12 protein-coding genes are annotated in these 17,559 nt (G+C 60.6%); 5 read left to right on the top strand and 7 right to left on the bottom strand.

Annotation, left to right across the window (positions count from 1 at the left end; genetic code table 11):
- From JNL55_RS08210 to JNL55_RS08180, 7 genes are all read right to left on the bottom strand, one after another.
- A partial coding sequence (locus tag JNL55_RS08210; RefSeq protein ID WP_415923037.1) for a substrate-binding domain-containing protein occupies nt 1-305 on the bottom strand: 305 nt, incomplete at its 3' end.
- Nucleotides 306-467: 162 nt separating this feature from the next.
- Nucleotides 468-1,835: an FGGY-family carbohydrate kinase gene (locus JNL55_RS08205; protein WP_293851820.1), complete on the bottom strand. Its 1,368-nt coding sequence runs from the start codon at nt 1,833-1,835 to the stop codon at nt 468-470.
- 10 nt (nt 1,836-1,845) lie between these two features.
- On the bottom strand, nt 1,846-2,817 hold the full coding sequence (locus JNL55_RS08200; RefSeq protein ID WP_293851817.1) for an ABC transporter permease: 972 nt from the start codon (nt 2,815-2,817) through the stop codon (nt 1,846-1,848).
- Nucleotides 2,814-3,788 (bottom strand): ABC transporter permease, encoded by a 975-nt coding sequence (locus JNL55_RS08195; protein ID WP_293851815.1) that lies wholly within the window; start codon nt 3,786-3,788, stop codon nt 2,814-2,816. Before JNL55_RS08195 ends, JNL55_RS08200 begins: the two co-directional genes overlap by 4 nt.
- Nucleotides 3,789-3,793: 5 nt before the next feature.
- Nucleotides 3,794-5,302 (bottom strand): sugar ABC transporter ATP-binding protein, encoded by a 1,509-nt coding sequence (locus tag JNL55_RS08190; protein WP_293851812.1) that lies wholly within the window; start codon nt 5,300-5,302, stop codon nt 3,794-3,796.
- Between the two features lies 1 nt (nt 5,303).
- A complete protein-coding gene (gene rhaS / locus JNL55_RS08185; protein ID WP_293851809.1) occupies nt 5,304-6,314 on the bottom strand; it encodes a rhamnose ABC transporter substrate-binding protein in 1,011 nt (336 codons plus the stop codon).
- Between the two features lie 60 nt (nt 6,315-6,374).
- Nucleotides 6,375-7,178 carry a DeoR/GlpR family DNA-binding transcription regulator gene (locus tag JNL55_RS08180; RefSeq protein WP_293851806.1) on the bottom strand — a complete coding sequence of 268 codons (804 nt, stop codon included), beginning with the start codon at nt 7,176-7,178 and terminating at the stop codon, nt 6,375-6,377.
- Between the two features lie 188 nt (nt 7,179-7,366).
- On the opposite strand from JNL55_RS08180, the gene JNL55_RS08175 reads away from it, so the two are divergent.
- The 5 genes from JNL55_RS08175 to JNL55_RS08155 form a co-directional block, all read left to right on the top strand.
- Nucleotides 7,367-9,487 carry a bifunctional rhamnulose-1-phosphate aldolase/short-chain dehydrogenase gene (locus JNL55_RS08175; protein WP_293851803.1) on the top strand — a complete coding sequence of 707 codons (2,121 nt, stop codon included), beginning with the start codon at nt 7,367-7,369 and terminating at the stop codon, nt 9,485-9,487.
- 74 nt (nt 9,488-9,561) lie between these two features.
- On the top strand, nt 9,562-10,866 hold the full coding sequence (gene rhaI, locus JNL55_RS08170; RefSeq protein WP_293851800.1) for an L-rhamnose catabolism isomerase: 1,305 nt from the start codon (nt 9,562-9,564) through the stop codon (nt 10,864-10,866).
- A gap of 144 nt (nt 10,867-11,010) precedes the next feature.
- On the top strand, nt 11,011-13,674 hold the full coding sequence (locus tag JNL55_RS08165; RefSeq protein ID WP_293851799.1) for a TonB-dependent receptor plug domain-containing protein: 2,664 nt from the start codon (nt 11,011-11,013) through the stop codon (nt 13,672-13,674).
- 47 nt (nt 13,675-13,721) lie between these two features.
- Nucleotides 13,722-14,648 (top strand): alpha/beta hydrolase, encoded by a 927-nt coding sequence (locus JNL55_RS08160; RefSeq protein WP_293851796.1) that lies wholly within the window; start codon nt 13,722-13,724, stop codon nt 14,646-14,648.
- Between the two features lie 8 nt (nt 14,649-14,656).
- Nucleotides 14,657-17,559 (top strand): family 78 glycoside hydrolase catalytic domain (locus JNL55_RS08155; RefSeq protein WP_293851793.1); only part of this gene is annotated, 2,903 nt, incomplete at its 3' end.

The raw sequence follows: 17,559 nt of genomic DNA, 5'->3' as shown, positions 1-17,559 counted from the left end.
TTGACCCAATCGTTCTTGGGATTGACCACCACGGTGATGGCATCGAAGGCCACCGGCAGCTCGATGAAGTTGATGCCGGCCTTGCGGCACATCTCGATTTCTTCGGTGAGGATGGGGCGCGAGGCATTGGAGATGTCGATGTCGCCACGGCACAGCTTCTTGAAACCGCCGCCGGTGCCCGACAGACCCGCCGTCACTCTGATAGCGCCACGCTGTTCGAGCTGGAATTCTTCGGCCACGGCTTCAGCGATGGGGAACACGGTGCTGGAGCCGTCGATGCGAACCACCGGAGTGTCGCGGCCCATGCGAGGCGTCGACGATTCCGCGCCGTCTTTCTTACCGCAACCGACCAGTGCCACAGTGGCAAGCGCCAGTGCCGCCAGACGCTTTTTCATACGCAACCCCAATCAGGAAAAGCGCGATTCTGCGGCAAAGCCACAGCAAAGTCTCCCCAGGCGGCGGTGTAGTTACGGCTGTACGAGCTGTCGCCAGGCGGCGCGATAGGCAGGTAAAGACTTCAGTGTCATCGGCGCCGCCGTTGTCAGCGTCTCCGTCGGCGCGTCATGGAAGCCGGCCAGGTAGCTGGCCGCTCGAGTATTACCGCTGTCGGCGGGACTGCGCAGCACTGAGCGACCCGTCAAACAAGCAAGCAACGAACCGAACAAGGCATTGGTGGCGAGCGGGCCATCGATGAGGATCTCGCCGGTCGAGGCGCCCAACAATTCAATCAGCAACTCGCACATCAACGCGATGTACAGCGTTGCCACACTCGCGCGCTCCGAGCCTGACAAGCTCTCGCCGTTGACCAATCTACCTTCGCTGCCGGCAAAGGGTCCGCCGCTGGCGAAGGCCGGCAATGCCATCACCTGTCGCTCGATGACGTTGAGCAACGCCGGCAGGTTGGGTCGTGCATCGGTTCCAGCAATGGCTTGGTACTCGCGGCCGCCCATGAATCTGGCGGTGGCCACTGGCGAGCCGAACGCATCGACGCTGGCGAGCATGTCTTTATCTTCGCGCAGCCGCGAAAGATCGGCGCGATTCGCCATGACCACGGTCCAGGTGCCGCTCGAAACGACGGTGAAGGGTTCTGCGCGATCTTGCGCGATCAGAAACTTCAGATACGACGCGTTCGAATCGTGAATGCCACAAGCGACCTGGCACTCCGGATCCAATCCAGTCGCTGCGACCACCTCCGGCGAAATGCGACTCAGCAGGTCGCCTGCCGCTTGCAAAGGCGGAAACAGCTCACTCCAACCCCGAACTCGCGCCAACTTGGAAAACTCACTGGTCTGCGGCAGCCACAAATCCGAATGGCACCCCAACGAGGTAACTTCACTGGCCATCGAGCCACTCAGTCGCCATGCCCAGTACTGCGGATACAGCAGCACATGCGCGACACGTCCGAACAACTCTGGCTGCGTCTCCTGCAGAAAGAACAGTTGCCGCCCCAAGTTCAATCCCAGCGGCAGATCCGGCGAGCAGGTGTTGTCGTAGCTATCGCGCTCGCGCCGATACGCGGCGTTCACTTGCTCGAAGCGGGCGTCCTCGTAATCGGGAGCAGCGAGCACACGATGATCTCGATCCAACAGCACCGCCGCCGCGCCATGCGCGACCGGCACGATGACGCGAATTCTTTCTCGACTCGGCGCGGTGTGCAGAGCTTCGAGTAACCAGGTGCCGATGGCTTCGACATCCAACTCGCGCGTCAACGGGCCTTCAATGACGGCATTGGCACGCCGGCTGCCGCGAATCTCCGCACCCGATTGCGGATCGATCACCGACAACTTGGCGTGGGTCTTCCCGATATCGATCAAGGCAACCAGCGGATGCGACATAGCTTGCGACTTAGGACCAGCGGCGCGCCGGCCGCCCCCACCAGCGCTCGGCGAGCACCGGAATGGCGACCACGACGATGAGCAGCGTGCCGACGATGATGGACATCACTATACCCGGCACGTTGAGCAGCCCCAGTCCGAAATTGACGAAGCCCAACACCACGGCTGCCAGCAGCACGCCGGCAATGGTGCCCTTACCGCCCCACACGGACACGCCGCCCAGAATCACCATGCTGACGATTTCCAATTCCCAGCCTTGCGCAATGGACGGGCGTGTCGAGCCGAGTCGCGACGTGAGCAACACGGCGGCCAGCCCGCTGCACAAGCCGGTCACGGCGAACAGCAAGAATCGATAGCGATCCACCGGCACGCCCGACCAGCGAGCCGCGGTGGGGTTGGCGCCGATCGCGTAAATCGTGCGGCCCCAACGAGTGATATGCAGAAACAGTCCGAACATCACCGCGAGCACGATCAGAATGCTGAGCTCGATGGACAACGCACCCACCGCATATCCTTGGCCGAACACCGAGAACGACGCCGGGTAGTCTTTCAACACCCGATCGCCGAGCACCGCATAGGCAACGCCGCGAAACAACGTCATGGTGCCGATGGTCGCAACGATGGAGGGCACTTTGCCCAAGGTCACTAACGCACCGTTGATCATGCCGGCGGCCAGTCCGGTGCTAAGCCCGATGGCAACCAATCCTGGCGTGTCTATGCCAGCGGCTGCTGCAAGTCCCATCGCGACCGACGCCAACGCAATGATGGCGGCGACCGAGATATCGATCTCGCCCGCAATGATCAACAACGCCAGCGGCAACGCAATCACTGCTCGCTCAGTGAAATTGAACGTGGCGTCGGACAGCGTCCAGACATTCAAGAAGTAGGGCGACAGGCTGGCGAAACAAATGAACTCGACCACCAGCACCAACGCCAGCATCGACTCCCAACGCATCAGCTTGTTGAAGCGTTGCGTGCTCATGCCGGGTTGGTCTCCAGGATGGCGCGTTTGTCTTCGCGTCGGCGTGCGCTCAAGACTGCGGCGGCGACGATGACCAGGCCGTTGATGCCCATCTGCCAGAACGGCGACACACCAATCAATGGCAGCGCGTTTCTAACGATACCGATGAACAAACAGCCGAGCACCATGCCGGCCACGGTGCCGACACCGCCGGCGATGGCAACACCGCCGATCAAACACGCGGCGATCACTTGCAGTTCGAAGCCGAGTGCGATGTCGGTGTATGCCACGGCGAAACGTGCAATCCACAAGTAGCCGCACAGTCCGGCAATGGCACCGCAGATCGTGTACGCGAAACATTGCATGCGCCCCGGATCGATGCCGGTGTAAGCAGCGGCAGCGGGGTTACCGCCGGCTGCATATAAGTCTCGACCCAACACGGTGTAGCGCATGAACAGCGCCGCGGCTGCGGTGCCGGCGATGGCGAGCCACGACAGCACGGTGAGTCCCAGGACTTCAAAGCGAACGAAACCCAGAAACGCCGGCGACATCTGGTTGTCATTCACCCACGTGCCGCCCGAAAGCAGATAGATGAGCCCGCGATACACCGACATGGTGCCGAGCGTGACCACGATGGGCGGCAGCTTGAGGCGCCACACCAGCAGACCATTCACCGCGCCAAGTACGGTGCCGCTGGCGATGGCGATCAACAACACCGGCACAACGCCGGCGTCCGGATAGCTGCGGTTGAATAGCGCGACCAACATTCCGGTCAGCGCCAGATTCGCCGCGACAGATAGATCGATGCCGCGCGTCAGAATCACCAGCATCTGCCCAAGTGCCAGCAATATCAGAATGGCGCTGTCGTCGAGTACTTCAGCCAGATTGCCGGGCCGCGCGAACTGAGGGAACGCCGCGGTCACCGAGCCCAACAACAGTACGACGATGAAACCGAGTGCGAGATCGCGCCGGGTGGCGGAGTTTTGAATCATTCCAGTCACGCGTCGGTGGCGGCTTGCACGACGTTCTCGGCCGTCGCTTCACTTCGATCCAGCAAGGCACGCACGCGCCCGCGACGCATGACCAGAACTCTATCGGACATGCCGAGGATTTCCGGCAGCTCGGAGGAGATCATCACGACGGCATTGCCACGTTGAGCAAACGCACTTGTGACAGCGTGCACGGCTGACTTCGCGCCCACGTCGATGCCTTTGGTCGGCTCATCGAGAATCAACACACGGGGTGAACGCGCCAGCCACTTCGCGAGCACCACTTTCTGTTGATTGCCGCCTGACAGATCGCCGACGTTCTGTTCCGGTCCGGTTGCCTTGATGCCGAGCGCGCCGATCCAGTGATTCGCCAGCTCCGACTCGCGTTGTCGCTTGCACAGCCCGCGCGGCGCGAGCGTGCTGAGATTGGTTAGAGCTACATTGTCGGCAATGGAGAAAGGCAGAATCGCGCCTTGCTGCTGTCTATCCTCAGGCACATAGGCCAAGCCATGATTGACTGCATCCGCGGGACTCGCGACGGTTACCTTCTGCCCACCGATGAAGATCGAGCCGGAGTCCGGCGCCGTCAATCCGAACAAACATTGCGCCAGCTCTGTACGGCCGGCGCCGACCAGGCCATAAATACCGAGCGTTTCGCCTTGGCGAACCGAGAAAGAAATCTCTTTGAACTCACGCGCGCGAGATAGGTTCTCCACTCGCAGCAGTTCTTCGCCCAATGAGGTTTCCAGCTTGGGAAACAGCTGCTCAACCGCGCGGCCCACCATCATACGGATCAGCTGTTCGCTACCGGTGCCGGCGATCAATCCGCTGCCAACACAGGCGCCGTCGCGAAACACGGCGTAGCGGTCGGCCAGCGCGAAGATTTCTTCGAACTTGTGGCTGATAAATAGCAGCGCGCAGCCCGAGTCTCGCAGTCGTCGCGCGATACGAAACAGATCTTCGGCCTCGCGATGAGACAAGGCTGCGGTCGGCTCATCGAGAATCAGCACGCGAGCCTCACTGGTCAGTGCGCGTGCGATCTGGACGATGTGTTTCTGTGCGACGCTGAGCTGGCCCGCGGGCGTGTCCGGTGAGAATGAAACATCCAGCTGTCGCAGAATCTCCGCCGCCCGGCTGCGCATCTCGCTCCACGCGATGAAGCGGCCCTTGCGAGGCCGAGCGCTGACGAAGATGTTCTCGGCCACGGTCAAGTTGTCGAACACCACGCATTCTTGATGCACGACATTGATGCCGAGCTGTCGCGCATGTTCAGGATCGCGCACACGAATCGGCTGGCCGTCGAGCAGCAGCTCGCCGCCGTCGGGTTGATGGATGCCGCACAGAATCTTCACCAGCGTCGACTTGCCGGCGCCGTTCTCCCCGATCAGCGCTGTCACTTGGCCGGGAAATAGCTCGAGGTTGGCGTCACGCAAAGCGTGAGCGCCGCCGAACGACTTCTTCACCTGAGTCAGCGTGAGAATGGGCTGCGCGTGCGCCTGTTGAATCGCTGCCGCCATGTCAGAAGATCGCAGCGAATTGCTCGACGTTGGCTTGATCGTAAATGAAGGGCTTGGCCATGGCGCCAACGCCGTCGCCATCGAATGCGACCGAGCCGACGCGGCCGAGCGAGATGGGCTGCTCGTTCTCTGTCTTTTCGCCGCGCGCCAATCGAGCAGCGACTTGAGTCGTCGCGTAGCCGAGGTCGATGGGATTCCAGATCGCAAACTTGGGCACCACGCCTTTGCGCACGTATCCCACCAGTTCCGACGGCAAGCCCAAGCCCGTGACTTTTACTTTGCCGGTGAGGCCTTGATCTTCGATGGCTTTGGCGGCAGCCACGATGCCTACCGAACTCAAAGACACGATGACGGCTAGATCCGGATGCTGCTTCACCAGCGCCACCGTCTCGCGATAAGACTTGTCGGCGACATCGTCGCCGTACACGACACCGGCATACTCCAGCGACGGATACTGAGGTAGAGCCTGTTGTAGTTGAACCAGCCAAGCATTCTGATTGGTCGAGGTCGGCGTCGCGGATACCACCGCGAATTTTCCTTTGGTGCCTTCCGGAACCATGCTCGCGGCAAGCTCGGCCACCGTCTGCCCGATCAACGCATCCGATGACGGTGCGAGATGAACGGCGCGACCTGCCTTGGCCACCGCTGAATCGTAGGAAATCACTTTGATGCCCCGTTGCATGGCCTTCTGTAACGTCGGCACCACCGCGTCCGGGTCGTTGGCGGAAATGGCAATCGCATCGACGCGCTGTGCAATCAGCGCGTTCAATGTTTCTATTTGTCCTTCCGCGGTAGGCGTGGTCGGGCCGGTGAATATGATTTCGGCGTCGAGCGCGGCGGCGGCTTCATCGGCGCCTTGGTGAACCGCATCGAAAAAACCGCTGCCCAAATTCTTGGCGACGATCCCGATGCGAAGCTTGCCCGCCGCTGGTGTGGCCGGCCGTTCGCCGCAGCCCGCGATCATGACGGCGGCCAGCGAGACCGCGCCCACGAGCATTGCTCTTCTAAGCATCCCTATCCCCCCGCTTTATCAGGCAGCCGGCTTATGGGTCCGTGCTGCCTCGCTCTCGACTCAGGCGAGTTTCTGCAACTCGTCTTCCTCACTGACGGTGGCGACGATCACTTTGATGCCCGCCGCCTTGAACACTTCCAACTCTTCGGGTTTCGCGCCGTCGTCGGTGACGATGGTGGAAATCCGCTCCAGCCCGGTGACGATCATCGCGGACTTTTGCCGCAGCTTGCTGCTGTCGGCCATCACGATCACATCCTCGGTGCGTTTCAACAGCTTGGTCTGCGCCTGCACGATCAACGGATCGGCTTCCATGATGCCGAAGCGGTTCAGGCCGTAGCAGCCGGTGAACAGCTTGTTGCCCCAGAAGTTGTCGATGGTGTCGTTGTCGAACGGGCTGAGCACGATGTTTTGTTCGCGGAAAATGGTGCCGCCCGGCAGCGTGATCCGATTCCGACTGGTGGCGAGCAGCTTGGCTGCAATTGGAAACGAGTTAGTCAGAATGTCTAAGTCGTGCTCGGCCAGAAATTCCACCAACGCGAACGTGGTGGTGCCGCCATTGATGATGATGCTTTCGCCGGGCGCGATTAACGCCGCCGCCGCGCGAGCGATGGCTCGCTTCTGCGGCACGCTGATGTCCTGACTCAGCGAGAACGGCATGCCCACCAAATGCGGCTGATGCCGAGGCCGCACCGCTTCGGCACCGCCACGAATGCGCTTCACCTCGCCGCGTTCGGCCAGCGTGTTGATGTCGCGTCGGATGGTCGCTTCGGACGCGCCCAGCAAATCCAGCAGATCGCCAACGCTCACGATGGAGCGTTCTTCGACCAGCTTCAGTATCAGGCTATGGCGCTCTCGTTCCAGCATGAGCCCTCCTTCAGGCTCGCAAGCATGGCTGGGCGGCGTCCGGACGTCGGTCGCAGCCCTGATCGATTATGCTCGCATCTGATTGTATATGATCGATTCGTATGGTAAACAGTCATTTCATCGGCGTCCCGACGATTTTTCATGCTCGGAACGCACTAAATCTGACAGTAGCCTGCGGGGGAGATTAGATGGGTGTGGTTCAGCCGGCGCAAGCCGAGTTGGCGGCGTTGCTGGTCGAGAACCGCTGGGATGACGCGGTCGCGGCCGGTCTGACGGCGCCGCAGCTGCTGCTCTACCGCTCGAACCTGCTCGGCTCCGACAAACGCATCACCAATTTCGGCGGCGGCAACACGTCAGCCAAGCTCATCGATAAAGATCCGCTCACCGGCACCGAAGTAAAGGTGTTGTGGGTGAAAGGCTCGGGTGGCGACCTGGGCACCATGAAGCTCGACGGCTTCGCCACGTTGTACATGGACAAGTTCCTGTCGCTCGAACCGTTCTATCAAGGTTCGGACAGCGACAGCGTGTTGGTGCCGTTGTATTCACACTGCACGTTCAATCTGAATCCGCGCGCCGCGAGTATCGATACTCCGCTGCATGGCTTGGTCGATCGCGCGCATGTCGATCATATGCATCCCGATGCGTTGATCGCGATTGCCGCGGCCGCCGATAGCAAAGCCCTCACCCAAGAAATCTATGGCGACGACATCGGTTGGTTGCCATGGATTCGTCCCGGTTATGAGCTGGGCCTGGCTCTCCGCAAGTTCACTCGTGAAAATCCCAAGGCGCGCGGTGTGGTGCTCGAAGCGCATGGTGTGTTCACGTGGGCGGACACGGCGAAGGAGTGTTATCTAAACACTCTCGACGTGATCAATCGCGCCACGCAGTGGCTGGCCGAGAAGAGCCGCGGTAAACAGCCGTTCGGCGCAATCAAAACTCAGCCGCTGTCCGTCGACAAACGTCGCGAAGTCGCGGCGGCCATCATGCCTCGCATTCGCGGCTTGATCTCAGGCACGACACGCAAGGTCGGTCACTTCGACGACAGCGCTGCGGTGCTGGAATTTGCGGGCAGCGAGAAGCTGCAGGCGTTGGCCGATCTGGGCACGTCCTGCCCCGATCATTTCCTGCGCACCAAGATTTGGCCGTTGGTATTGCCGTTCGATGCAGCGACTGAATCGGTCGAGCAATTCGCTCGGCGCGTTCAGCCGGCGCTCGAGCAATATCGCGAGCGCTACGCTGCGTACTACGAACGTTGTAAGCGACCCGGCTCGCCCAAGATTCGCGACCCGAACGCCGTTGTTTATCTCGTGCCCGGTGTGGGCATGATTACTTTCGCGGCCGACAAATCCACGGCGCGAATTGCTGGCGAGTTCTACATCAACGCCATCAACGTCATGCGTGGCGCGGCGGCTGTGTCGACCTATCGCGGCCTGCCTGAGCAAGAAGCCTTCGACATCGAGTATTGGGATCTCGAAGAAGCCAAGCTGCAACGCATGCCCAAGCCCAAGCCGTTGGCCGGGCGCATTGCTTTGATCACCGGCGGTGCGGGCGGTATCGGTCTTGCGACCGCGCGACGGTTGATGGACGAGGGTTCGTGCGTCGTGCTTTGTGACATCGACCACGATGCGCTCCACGAAGCCGAAGCTGGCTTGAAGCAGCTGTATGGCAATGATGTGGTGGCCAGCTGTTGGGTCGATGTCACGCGTGAAGACGCTGTGATCAATAGCTTCCGCGAAAGCGCGTGGCAGTTCGGCGGCCTGGATATTTGTATTTCCAACGCCGGCATTGCCTCGGCCTCGCCGGTGGACCAGACCAGCCTCGCCACCTGGCAAAAGAACATGGATATCTTGGCCACGGGCTACTTCCTGGTGGCGCGGCAGTCGTTTCAATTGTTGAAGGCACAGAACATCGGCGGCTCCATCGTATTCATCGGTTCAAAAAATGCGCTGGCCGCTTCGCCAGGTGCCGCGGCTTATTGCACGGCCAAGGCGGCTGAACTGCATCTAGCCCGCTGTTTGGCGCTTGAAGGCGCGCCGGTCGGCATTCGGGTCAACGTCGTCAATCCAGACGCAGTCCTGCGCGGCTCGCGCATCTGGCAGGGCGAGTGGGCGCAACAGCGCGCTGAGCAGTACAAGACCAGTCCGGACGAGCTCGAAACCGTCTATCGCGAGCGCAGCCTGCTCAAGCGCAGCGTGTATCCGGAAGACGTCGCCGAAGCGGTGGCTTTCTTCGCATCCGAGCGCGCGTCAAAATCGACTGGCAATATCATCAACGTCGACGCCGGTAACGCGGCCGCGTTCACGCGGTAGGCCTAGTTTCAGGAACAAGAGATCGGACGAGCTCACGTCCCGCCCGGTCTCGCGCCGAGAGTGAGGGGGACACCATGGCTGGCAATTTCAGCGATCCGCGCGATCGTTCATTCATCGCCGACAGCAACGCTTCGCTACAAAAAGACTTGGACGCCGACTACTCGGCGCTCGGCGCGAGCTTGCAACGTCGGGGCATCGACATCGATGCAGTCACCGCGACCGTCGCAAACTTCGGCGTCGCCATTCCATCTTGGGGCGTCGGCACCGGCGGTACTCGCTTCGCGCGCTTTCCGGGCAACGGTGAGCCTCGCAATGTGTTCGAGAAGCTCGAGGATTGCGCCGTCATTCACAGCCTGACCGGCGCCACGCCGACGGTCTCGCTGCATCTTCCTTGGGATTACACCGATGACATGCCCGCTTTGCGCCAGCGTGCCACTGCGCTCGGGCTGGGCTTCGATGCCGTCAACTCGAACACGTTCCAGGATCGGCCGGGCCAAAAGCTTTCCTACAAATTCGGCAGCCTCACACACACCGACGCGGCTGTGCGCGCGCAGGCCATAGAGCACAACGTCGATTGCATTCGCATTGGCAAGTTGCTGGGCTCCAAGGCGCTCACGGTCTGGATCGGTGACGGCGCCAACTTCCCCGGCCAGCAACACCTGGCGCACGCGTTCGAGCGCTATCTCGAATCGACGGCGCAGATCTACGCAGCGCTGCCTGCCGACTGGCGCATGCTCATCGAACACAAAATGTATGAGCCGGCGTTCTACGCCACCGTGATTCAGGATTGGGGCAGCTCGTTGCTGGCTGCGCAGACCCTCGGCCCGAAGGCATTCTGTCTGGTCGATCTAGGGCACCATGCACCGAATGTGAACATTGAAATGATCGTCGCGCGGCTGGTGCATGCACGGCGGCTCGGTGGTTTTCATTTCAACGATTCCAAATACGGTGACGACGATCTGGATGCCGGCTCGATCGATCCGTACCGCTTGTTCCTGATCTTCAATGAGCTGGTGGATGCGCAGTGGCGCCAGGTGCCGGATTTCCATCCGGCGCACATGCTGGATCAATCCCACAACGTCACCGATCCCATCGAAAGTTTGATGACCAGTGCCATCGAACTACAGCGCGCCTATGCACAGGCGTTGCTGGTCGATCGCCAAGCGCTGGCAGACCATCAACAAGAAAACGATGCATTGATGGCTGCGCAAACCTTGAAGCGCGGCTTCACCACCGACGTGCAACCCATCTTGGCTCGGGCCCGTCTGCAAAAGGGCGCGGCCGTCGATCCTGTAAACGCTTATCGGCGCAGCAAATACCGGATTGATTGCGCTAACAAACGTCCCGCGGCACAGAATTTCGGCGGGGGCATTGTATAGAAGACACCGGAATCGCGGCGATTTCATGACTGAAATCGATTGGAGATGATTGTTATCCTCCATACCTCGTGTTAAAAATCGCAGCACTGATCGATAACGATCAAGGCCAATAAGATTTGATCACGAGCTAACCGGGGGGGTTCGATGGAAGCTCAGTCATTGCCTTCGCTGGCCGGACGGCCTGCGTTCGCCGCTCTCAATCTGTCTTCGCCGCTGCGCCTGGCTGTCATAGCGGCCCTGGGACTCAATGTTTCAATCGCTTCGGCTCAGCAAGCTCCACCGAGCACCGCCGAGCTCGAGGAGGTGCTGGTCACCGGCACCTTGATTCGCGGCGCGCCGCCGACCGGCTCCGATCTGGTCACGGTCTCGCGCGATGTCATCGAAGCCAGCGGTGTGACCACCACTGCTGAACTGTTGGCCACCGTGCCGCAAATCACCTCGTTCAATACGACGCCGGTGGGAACGTCGGACTTCTCACAACCCATCACTGCACCGAACTTGCGCGGCATCGGCCTGGGATCGACCGCGACATTGGTGCTGGTGAACGGTCATCGCATGGTGGGTGCCGGCATTCTGCAAACGATTCCGGATCCTTCCGCCATTCCGACTTCAGCCATTGAGCGTGTCGAAATCATCGCCGACGGTGCCTCCGCGACGTATGGTTCGGACGCGGTCGGCGGCGTCATCAACTTGATCACGCGCAAAGACTTCGACGGTTTCGAAACGACCGCGCAATACGGTTACGGCGACGGCTTCGACACCATGGACTTCAACACGGTGTTCGGCACGGCTTGGGAAACCGGCTCGGTAATGTTCGCGTACGAATATACCGGCCGTAACAACCTGCAGGGCCGCGAACGCGATTTCATCAGAAGCAATCTCGCATCGGCGGGTGGCGCGGACAGCCGCAGCACGGTGTGCTCGCCAGCCAACATCACATACAACAACGTGAGCTACACCGGTTCACCCCTGACACCGGGCCTGAGTCGCTGTGACAACACGCAGTACACGGACTATCTGTCAGCCGAACATCGCAACAGCGCGTACGTTTCGTTGACCCAAGGTCTCGGCGACAACGTCGAATTTTTCAGTGAGCTGTATTACTCACAGCGCAAGTCGAACCCCATCAATGCGCAGCCTGGCGCGACTTTCGCCATTCCTATCACCAATCCCTACTTCTCGGCACCGGCGGGTGGCGGCTTCGCGTTGTTCGAAGTCGTGCAATATTCCTTTGCCCGAGAGTTCGGGCCGACTGTGGAGAATCCGCAGGAGCTGACGGCCGGCGGCCTGGTGAGCGGCGTGCGAGTCTCTTTGCCGGCGCAGTGGCAGATGGAATTGCTTGGCAACTATGGCGTGGGCACCAACGAGACCACTGATCATTCGTCGCTGAACAGCGCGGCGTTGAATGCGGCGGCGGCCGGGCTCACGCTGGATACGGCGCTCGATCCGTTCGCCGGTCGCACCAATCCGGCCGTGCTCGCAGCGATTCGCTCGGGCGGCACATACAACGATGCCGATCAGGAATTGCGCGAGGTCTCGCTGAAGTTCGACGGCCCGCTGTTCTCGCTGCCTGGTGGCCAAGTGCGCATGGCTGTCGGCGCGCAGTACCACTACGAAGAGATCGAAGCCAAAACGTTCTATCTGCAGCCTAACAATCAGAGGCAATTGGTGGCGCCATCGTATGGTGACCGCACCGTGCGTTCGGCCTTCGCGGAATTGAGTGTGCCGCTAGTCGGCAGCAACAACGCGTTTCCTGGCGTGAAAGCGCTGCAGCTGTCGTTGTCCGGTCGCTATGACGATTACAGCGACTTCGGCGACACCACCAATCCCAAGTTCGGCGTGAACTGGACCTTGGTCGATGGCTTCTCGTTGCGTGCGAGCAGCGGCAAGTCGTTCCATGCGCCGAGCTTGGCGGACTCGAACGTCTCGACCGTGGACTCGCGTTTGCAGATCGTGCCGTTCTTTCCGTTCTTCCCGCCTGGCGCGCTCCCTGGGCCGGCTGTGGTCATCGCCGGTGGTCAGCCCAATCTGAAACCCGAGACTGCCGATACCTGGTCGGTGGGTTTCGATTTCAATCCCAGCTCGCTGGACAATCTGAACGTCAGTGCCGCGTTGTATAACGTCGACTTCGAGGACGTGCTGGGCATTCCGTTCTGGACCATCGGCTTGTTCACCAATCCGGCGCTGGCTCAGTACTACACCTATCGGCCCACGGCCTCGCAGCTCGATGCGTTGTTGAATTCCGGCATTCGGATTGACGGCACGCTGACCCCGGCGTTACGTGCGGCCATCATCGCGGGCGGCGAAATTCTCGACCTGCGCCGTCGCAACCTGGCGCGGCAAGAAGTGCAGGGTGTTGACTTCAACATCAACTACCGTTGGGACACGAGCGCAGGTATCTTCTTCGCCGGTGTTGCCGGCCAGCGCGAGCTGAAGTTCGACCTGACGGCGGCGCCTGGCGCGGCGACGGTGGATCAAACCGATCGCGGCCGAGTGAAGTGGCGGGCGCGAGGCACGCTCAACTGGATTCGTGAGCAGTGGAGCGTCGGTGGCTTCATCAATTACACGGGCAAGTACACCAATCCGAACCTGCTGACTCAGGAAGTGGACTCCTTCGTGACAGTGGATGCACACGTAACGTACACGCCGCGCACCGGCGGCTGGCTCGCGGGAACGCAGATCAGCCTGCTGGCGGATAACGTTCTGGACGAGGAACCGCCGCTGTACCTGTCGTCGCCCGGCTTCGACTCCGCCAATTCGTCGGCGCTGGGCCGAGTGGTGTCCATCAACTTGCGGAAGTCATGGTGACGCCAAGGCCACTAGCTTCAATACGTTGGCGAAAGACTGCGCCGTTGTTGGCGGCGCAGGTCTTCGAATATTCGTCGCGGTGGCTGCGCTTTGCTTTACTGATATCGGCCGCGGTGGTGACACAAGCCGCCGCGGCTGCTTCCCAAGAAATATCAATCTGGCCGGGTGTTGCGCCGGGTTCGGAGAAGGCCGAGCAGAAGGAACAGGTCTCGGTCTTTCCCGGCGGCAAGGCCAACGTCATTCGCAACGTGACCAAACCTACGGTCACGGTGTATCTACCCGATCCCGCTAAGTCCGTTGGCACCGGCGTGATCGTCGCTCCCGGTGGCGCATTTCGCGTGCTCGGTATTGAAGCCGAAGGTATCGACGTAGCGAAGTGGTTGAACGAGCGCGGCATCGCCGCCTTCGTACTCAAATATCGGTTGGTCGAAACGCCGAGCAACGACACGCTCATGTGGACCCAGTTCACGGCTCGCATGATGGCTACCAAAATTACCGGTACGGCGGGATTCGTGGACGACGCCAAGTTCGGCATTGCCGACGGTATCCAAGCTGTGAAGGTAGTGCGTGCTCGCGCGAAGGAATGGAACATCGGCGTCGACCGTATCGGCTTTGTCGGTTTTTCTGCCGGCGCGATGGTGGCGAGCTACAGCATGCTGGATCCCTCCGAAGCCGCTCGACCTAACTTCGTTGCTCCTATCTACGGCGCGCCGTTGGGAGAGGTGCCGAAGATCCCTGCCAAACTGCCGCCGGTGTTTCTCGCTTACGCCAGCGACGACAGTTTGGTCCGCGACCGTATCGATGCGTTTTATGCCGCGCTTCGCAAAGCCGGCCATCACCCTGAGTTGCACGTTTATGCCAAGGGCGGGCATGGCTTCGGAATGAACAAGCAAGGACTGAGCAGCGACTATTGGATCGAGGACCTGTACCACTGGATGGAGTCGTTGGGCTACACGCGCCCAGTTGCCGAGTGAGAGAGTCGATGAAGCAAGCGCTGAGGTTTGTCTCTGGCACGCGCAGCGGCCTCACGCTGGTGCGTATTGTCCTTGCAGCTATATCGCTTGCGATGTGTGGTCCTGCTGTCGCCAGTGCGTCGACGCCGCACTCGTTGAAGACTGAATCCGCCAGCGAGCTGCTCGGTACAGATGTGCAGCGACCGCGACTCTCCTGGCTGCTTCCCTCCGGCTTCGTCGGCGCGCAAAGCGCGTATCAAATCCGTGTCGCAACTTCGCGTGAACAACTGGCGAAGCCGCTGTGGGACAGCGGTAAAGTGAAGTCAGCGTCGATTCATCACATCGAGTACGCCGGCCCAGTCACCCAATCGCGTCAACGCTACTACTGGCAAGTGCAATCTTGGGACAGCGAAGGTCGCGCGACAGGATGGAGCGAGCCGTCCTTCTGGGAAATGGGCCTGCTCGCGCCGAGCGACTGGCAGGCGCAATGGATCGGCGGACGACCAACCGTCGATCACGACTGGCGCGACGCCAAGCTCACGTATGAGTTCACCTTGCTGGGCTCAACCGTCGACTTCCTATTCCGCGCGCGCCCGGTCGGCAAAACCTATGGCGAAGCCTACGCCTGGAAGCTCGCGATAGAAGGCGAGCAACCGGTCCTCATCCCGCAAGTCCGTCGCTACACCGGACAATATCCTCGCTTGGTCGAGACCACGGTATTGAAGAAGGTGCCGTTGTCGATCAAGGCGGAGCAACTACGCGGCAAACCCAATCGACTCACTATCGAATACACCGGCGACACGATCACGACGTCGCTCAACGATACGAAGGTCGACACACTCACCGACACCGCGCAGAACTCAGGAACCATCGGCGTCAGTGCCGGCGGCACACAGGCCGCAGTGTTGCACGCGGTGACCGTCGAAGCCGGTGATGCCTCGTTCCAAACCAAGTTCGAACGCAACGACAACCCATTCACCGGTGGCAGCGTTCGCCCCGACGGCTTGCTGGTCGCCGCTGGCGTGCCGAACAAAGACATCGTGCTACCCATCGGCGCGCCGGCACCGCTGCTCAGAAAAGAATTCTCCGTCGCGGCCAACGTGAAGTCGGCTCGCATCTACGTCGCAGCGGGTGGCTTTCCCAAGCTCAGCTTGAATGGCGAACCACTCAACTCAGCCATTGCTGACGGCGTCACCGCGTACGACAAGCGAGTGCTCTATCGCACATTGGATGTCACCAAGTCGTTGCGACAAGGCGCCAACGCCATCGGTGTCGAATTGGGTCGCGGTTGGTATGCGCTGACCGAGCCGAATGAATGGTACTGGCACGCCGCCCCATGGCGCTCGGCGCCGACGGTCAAGTTGCAACTGGAAGTCACGTTCAACGACGGCCGCAAGCAAATCGTCGTCACAGACAACACCTGGAGCACCGTCGACGGCCCGACGTTGCATGACTCCATCTATTCCGGCGAACGCTACGACGCACGTCGCCTGCCTAAAGGTTGGAGCACCGCTGGCTTCGACGCATCGAAATGGCCGGCGGCAAACGTCGTCGCCGGGCCCACCGGCGTACTCGACGCCGCCGAGCATCAGCCCATCGCAACGGTCGACACGGTGAAGCCAGTCGCCGTGAAGCAAGTGCAGCCCGGCGTTCACGTGTTCGACTTCGGTCGCATCTTCGCTGGTCGACTCAAGCTGCGGGTCAGCGGCGCGGCCGGGCAAACGGTGTCGCTGATTCAGACCGAGAAGCTCAACAAAGACGGCACGGTGCAGATCGCGAGCGGACTGGTCGACACGCAGCTACAGACAGATCGTTACACGCTGGCCGGCAGCGGTGAGGAAGAGTGGACGCCGTCGTTCGGCTACAAAGGCTTTCGCTACGTTCAAGTCGAAGGCTTTCCCGGCACGCCGACCTTGGAAACATTGACCGGCGAAGTTCAGCACTCGGCGGTGGCCTCCACCGGTTCGTTCGAGAGTTCGAACAGGCTGGTGAACGCCATCCATGCCTCGGCTCGCAACACCATTCTCAACAATCTGCATGGCATGCAGACGGACACGCCGACTTACGAGAAGAACGGTTGGACTGGCGACGCACACGCTTCTTCTTTAGCGGCGGCCGTGAACTTCGACATCGCGAATGTATGGACCAAGTGGCTCGCTGACTATCGAGATGCTCAGTCACCCAAGGGCGAGATTCCCGAGATCGTGCCGTCGACACCGCTCTACGGTTATGAAGGCACGCCCGGTTGGAACATCGTGCGCGGCCCGATTCCGTCGTGGGACGCGGCGACCTCGGTGTTGCCATGGGATCTATACGGCCAAACCGCCGATCTGCGCCTGCTCGCGCAGATGTACGACACGCAAAAGAAGCTGGTCGATTACACCGGGACGTTTTTCACGCCGGACACTCATATTTATGCGAACCCTAACAATCCCCTGCTGGCGGAGTACGCGCTCCCCATGCCCGAAGGCCCCTTCGTCATGCCGGCGTGGGCGCGTCCGGATTTCGTGCCGCCGCCACCAGGACCCAGCGACAACGACTCCGTGGCGAGCGCGTATTACTACTTGATGCTCGACCTGCTCGCGCAGAGTGCAGAGCTGCTGGATAAGAAGGACGACGTCGCGAAGTATCGATCGTTGGCTGAGGGAGTGAAGGCTGCTTATAACCAGCGCTATTACGACTCTGCCAAGAAGCTGTATCGAACGCCGGCCGCGGACGGTAAATCGGCTTACTTGCAATATCAGAATGTGTTGCCAGTGGTGTTCGGCATTTCACCGCCCGAGGATCGCACCGCTATCGTTCGAAATCTCAACGACAACCTGATCTCTAACGACTATCACCTGTCCTCGACCGGCGTGTTTTCCGGTCGGTATCTACCATTGCTGCTCACGGACTTCGGCTACAGCGATACGGTGTACAAGCTGGTGACACA

The organism is Steroidobacter sp. (assembly GCF_016790065.1).
Classification (GTDB): domain Bacteria; phylum Pseudomonadota; class Gammaproteobacteria; order Steroidobacterales; family Steroidobacteraceae; genus Steroidobacter.
This window is presented reverse-complemented; position numbering and strand designations above follow the sequence as displayed.

What these genes read in the sequence shown, in the direction of transcription:
- JNL55_RS08205 (WP_293851820.1), bottom strand. Translation starts at nt 1,835, where the DNA reads ATGTCGCATCCGCTGGTTGCCTTGATCGATATCGGGAAGACCCACGCC.
- JNL55_RS08200 (WP_293851817.1), bottom strand. Translation starts at nt 2,817, where the DNA reads ATGAGCACGCAACGCTTCAACAAGCTGATGCGTTGGGAGTCGATGCTG.
- JNL55_RS08195 (WP_293851815.1), bottom strand. Translation starts at nt 3,788, where the DNA reads ATGATTCAAAACTCCGCCACCCGGCGCGATCTCGCACTCGGTTTCATC.
- JNL55_RS08190 (WP_293851812.1), bottom strand. Translation starts at nt 5,302, where the DNA reads ATGGCGGCAGCGATTCAACAGGCGCACGCGCAGCCCATTCTCACGCTG.
- rhaS (WP_293851809.1), bottom strand. Translation starts at nt 6,314, where the DNA reads ATGCTTAGAAGAGCAATGCTCGTGGGCGCGGTCTCGCTGGCCGCCGTC.
- JNL55_RS08180 (WP_293851806.1), bottom strand. Translation starts at nt 7,178, where the DNA reads ATGCTGGAACGAGAGCGCCATAGCCTGATACTGAAGCTGGTCGAAGAA.
- JNL55_RS08175 (WP_293851803.1), top strand. Translation starts at nt 7,367, where the DNA reads ATGGGTGTGGTTCAGCCGGCGCAAGCCGAGTTGGCGGCGTTGCTGGTC.
- rhaI (WP_293851800.1), top strand. Translation starts at nt 9,562, where the DNA reads ATGGCTGGCAATTTCAGCGATCCGCGCGATCGTTCATTCATCGCCGAC.
- JNL55_RS08165 (WP_293851799.1), top strand. Translation starts at nt 11,011, where the DNA reads ATGGAAGCTCAGTCATTGCCTTCGCTGGCCGGACGGCCTGCGTTCGCC.